5 protein-coding genes and 1 pseudogene are annotated in these 3501 nt (G+C 39.1%); all 6 read right to left on the reverse strand.

The window, feature by feature from the left end; translation table 11 throughout:
* Positions 1-190: pirin family protein (locus ABIQ28_RS13945; RefSeq protein ID WP_348038345.1), on the reverse strand; the 190-nt coding region annotated here is incomplete at its 3' end.
* A gap of 59 nt (positions 191-249) precedes the next feature.
* Complete coding sequence (locus ABIQ28_RS13950) at positions 250-456, reverse strand: GNAT family N-acetyltransferase (protein ID WP_348038347.1); 207 nt, start codon at positions 454-456, stop codon at positions 250-252.
* A gap of 125 nt (positions 457-581) precedes the next feature.
* Positions 582-1511 carry a DUF5996 family protein gene (locus ABIQ28_RS13955; protein ID WP_348038349.1) on the reverse strand — a complete coding sequence of 310 codons (930 nt, stop codon included), beginning with the start codon at positions 1509-1511 and terminating at the stop codon, positions 582-584.
* Between the two features lie 86 nt (positions 1512-1597).
* On the reverse strand, positions 1598-2176 hold the full coding sequence (locus ABIQ28_RS13960) for an NAD(P)H-dependent oxidoreductase (protein ID WP_348038350.1): 579 nt from the start codon (positions 2174-2176) through the stop codon (positions 1598-1600).
* Positions 2177-2241: 65 nt separating this feature from the next.
* Positions 2242-3119: pseudogene (locus tag ABIQ28_RS13965) on the reverse strand (pirin family protein).
* 160 nt (positions 3120-3279) lie between these two features.
* Positions 3280-3501: YceI family protein (locus ABIQ28_RS13970; protein ID WP_348038351.1), on the reverse strand; the 222-nt coding region annotated here is incomplete at its 5' end.

Consider the following 3501-nt stretch of genomic DNA (forward strand, 5'->3'; position numbering starts at 1 on the left):
TAGATAAGCCAATATGTGGATGTGGTGGCACGTCAAGATGTTCATCCTTGCTCATTTTTGCTGGCCCCATATGATCAATAAACGTGAACGGACCAACCGATCTTTTTTGGCGAAAAGGCAACAAACGGCCTACCATGAAATTACCGATATCGGCAGCGCGTTCTTCTATAATTAATTCGGTGTTCGACATAAAATTGGATTTATTTAAAAAGCTTATTTCTTATTTATAGTGCCTCTTTAAGAGCAGGTTTATGCCAAGACATCACCGATACTTTTATCTCTATCGAATCTACTTTTTGCATAAGGGCAAAGTGGTATGATTTTTAGATCGTTTTCACGTGCAAAGTCCACGCCTGCCATGACCAGCTCTTTGGCGTATCCTTTTCCGCCAAATTTATCCTCTACACCAGTATGGTCGATGATAAATTTTTCTTTACCTGCACAAGTAAAAGTCATCTCTCAAACCTCTTCATTGTTGTCATAAATAACGAAGCGTCCTTTTTTGCCATTATCTTCTCGTTCTATTTTTGTCATAATGTATTGTATTAATTGCTGTTTAAAATTTTGATAGTGATGATGAATTATAAGTCTTCCAGATTGGGAACCCTGAATTTTTTGATATCCCAATGGGCATTTTTAGCTCCAGCTTGATAGGTCGACTCTAAAAAGTGGAGTAAATCTTGTCTTGGGTTTTCTGATTTCAACACGTTTTTGTATTTCAGAATTGCCATCGGGCTACCGTTGCTATCGATCCATTCTGCAGATGCAGGCTTTATCGCTTCCTTACCTATATCTTTAGGTGAAGGATATGTGTAGGAATAGAAGGCAGGTTCTGGAACATTCTCATCGCCTGCCCAAAAGCCGAAACTTATACATTCGTGCGTATATGCATCTTTATCCGATAGTCTTGCATCTGCTGGCATAGGCGGTGCTTCGTTTCCAGAGAACCTTGTGACCACTAAATCAAAGGAATGCCAATATAATTGGACAGGACAGGTTTTTCCGTAAAAACGACCACTGAATTCTTTAAAAACATTGGTTATCCATAGCATTGTTCTCCATAAATCCTTGGTGTAATCTTTGTCGTAATGATGGTATTCTGTAATTTCAGAAAAGGGTTTATCAATGTCCAAATCAAAGGGCATATTTACAATGGATACCGAAATATTGAATTTCTCCAAGATTCCCATCAATTGTTGATAAAAATCGGCTACGGTGAGCTTATCATTAAGGGGGAAATATTCAAAATCTCCTTGGCTTGTGCTGACTTCCAGTTGATGCTTTAGGACATTTATGGAAATATCAAACTGATCGGCTCCTGAATTGTACGGGATGGGCCCCGTTGTAATTCCACGAGTATCTATATATTCTGTAATGTACCACCAATGGTTTTTTCTGGGCGTCATTTTAAGGCGTATCTTCCCTATAATCTGTAAAAACAGGTGCAACGTCAATTTTTTTTGAACATTTTCCTTATAAGTAAGTTTGGGTAGTTTAAGTTGATTTTCCATGATGCTTTTATTTTGGATGAGTACTCATTTAAACTTTTATAATGGCAAAAAAGTTAACAACTTTACATTTTAACACTAAAAGTTAATCAATCTGCAACGTTTTTACGCATGTTTTTTAAGGCTTTTGACCAATTTTGCAATTTATTTAACATGAGGTTTGCTGATTTCTCTAATGGCTCATTAGCTTCAAAAACATCATCCTCATTAATAAATTGAGTGAAAAACGGAATGTTTACGGCCTGAGGAATTGGCATCATCCCTAAGGCGGTTACTGGACCCTTTAGTTCTTGGACAGCTCTTGTGCCTCCAGAAACGCCTCCGTAACTCACAAAACCCATTGGTTTTTCACTCCATTCCACAGAAAGATAATCAAGCGCGTTTTTCAATGTGGCGGGATAGCTAAAGTTATATTCCGGGGTTACCATCACAAAGGCATCCGCACTATCTATGGTTTTGCTCCATTTTTTGGTGTGAGCTTTGGTGTATTTTTGTAGTCGTGGATGTTCTGGCTCGTCCATAAACGGGAGGTTTATTTCTTTTAAGTCGAGCAATTCTACGTCAAAATTGGGATGTTGCTGTGCAATTTTTAAGAACCAATCGGCAACAATAGGCCCTTTACGTGTTGGTCTGGTGCTGCCAATAATGATTTTAAGTTGATATTTCATTTCTTTTGATATTTCGTGTTTTTTATTGTGATCTTTAGCCGATTCTATGACAATGATTAAGCTATTTAATCATCTAAATAACCAAATTTCCCTAAATTGAAATCATTAAACGCCTGGCTTAATTCTTCTCTGGTGTTCATTACAAAAGGGCCCTGCGCTGCAATAGGTTCGTTGATGGGTTTGCCGCTTAAAATTAAGACGATGGCATCATCACTTGCTTCAATTTGAAAAGTTTCGCCGTCGTTGGCCATGAGTGCCAAATGATCTGTTGGTGTTTTTCTTTTCCATTGACAACGATGTTTCCCTCAATGACCAGAAGTAAGGTATTGTATTCTGAAAGGAACTGAAAATCGGCTTTCCCGCCTTTTTTAAGTTTGGCATTGAACATATGTACAGGGGTAAAAGTTGAAGCTGTGCCTTTTGTGCCTTTGTATTCACCTGCAATAACTTCAATGGTCCCGGCGTCATTTGGCAATTCATGACGGTTAATATCTTCGTATTTTATAGCTTGATACTTTGGATCGGCTTTTTTGTCCTTGGCGGGTAAGTTGACCCATAGCTGTACCATTTGGAAGTCGCCACCTTTTTTACTCCATTCGGCTTCGTGGTATTCTTTGTGCAATATTCCCTTGGCTGCGCTCATCCATTGGATGTCGCCTTCGCCAATGACGCCACCACCGCCACTGCTGTCGTGATGGGCCACTTTGCCTTTATAGGCTATCGTTACCGTCTCAAAGCCTTTGTGTGGATGAACGCCTACGCCTTTCGGGGTATCAGAAGGTGGGAACTTATAAGTTGAATTATAATCCAACATAATGAAAGGACTCATTCGTTGCATATCCAAGCGAAAACCGCTCGGTATGAAGTTATGTACCCGAAAACCATCACCTACAAAATGTGGCTCGCTTGGGCTTGCTACTAATTCTACTGTTCTTGTTTTCATTGTATGGGTGTTTTAATCGAATAAGTTTTAATTAATATATTATAGCCCCGATAAATAAAATTGTCACGTCGAGAGTTGTCGAGACTATTGACCTTTCGACAACCCTCAAGGTGACAAAGCTTATATATAGTTATTTAAACCGTAAGCGTTTTAATTCTACTTACTGCTTAATAAATTGAAGATTGGCTATCAGCCTCACTTTATCACTCACCACAATGCTACCTGCCTCGGTTACTGCGTTCCAGCTTAAGTTGAAGTCTTTACGACTAATAGATCCTTCAGCTTCAAAACCTGCCTTAGTCTGACCATATGGGTCAACAGCTACCCCGTTGAAATCAACGTTAAGGGTGACTTCTTTGGTGATGTCTCTAATAGTCAAATC

Origin of the sequence: Gelidibacter sp. (assembly GCF_039916245.1) — a bacterium.
Lineage (GTDB): Bacteria > Bacteroidota > Bacteroidia > Flavobacteriales > Flavobacteriaceae > Gelidibacter.

Coding starts and splice junctions, on each gene's coding strand:
- ABIQ28_RS13960 (WP_348038350.1), bottom strand. CDS start 2,176: ATGAAATATCAACTTAAAATCATTATTGGCAGCACCAGACCAACACGT.
- ABIQ28_RS13950 (WP_348038347.1), bottom strand. CDS start 456: ATGACTTTTACTTGTGCAGGTAAAGAAAAATTTATCATCGACCATACT.
- ABIQ28_RS13955 (WP_348038349.1), bottom strand. CDS start 1,511: ATGGAAAATCAACTTAAACTACCCAAACTTACTTATAAGGAAAATGTT.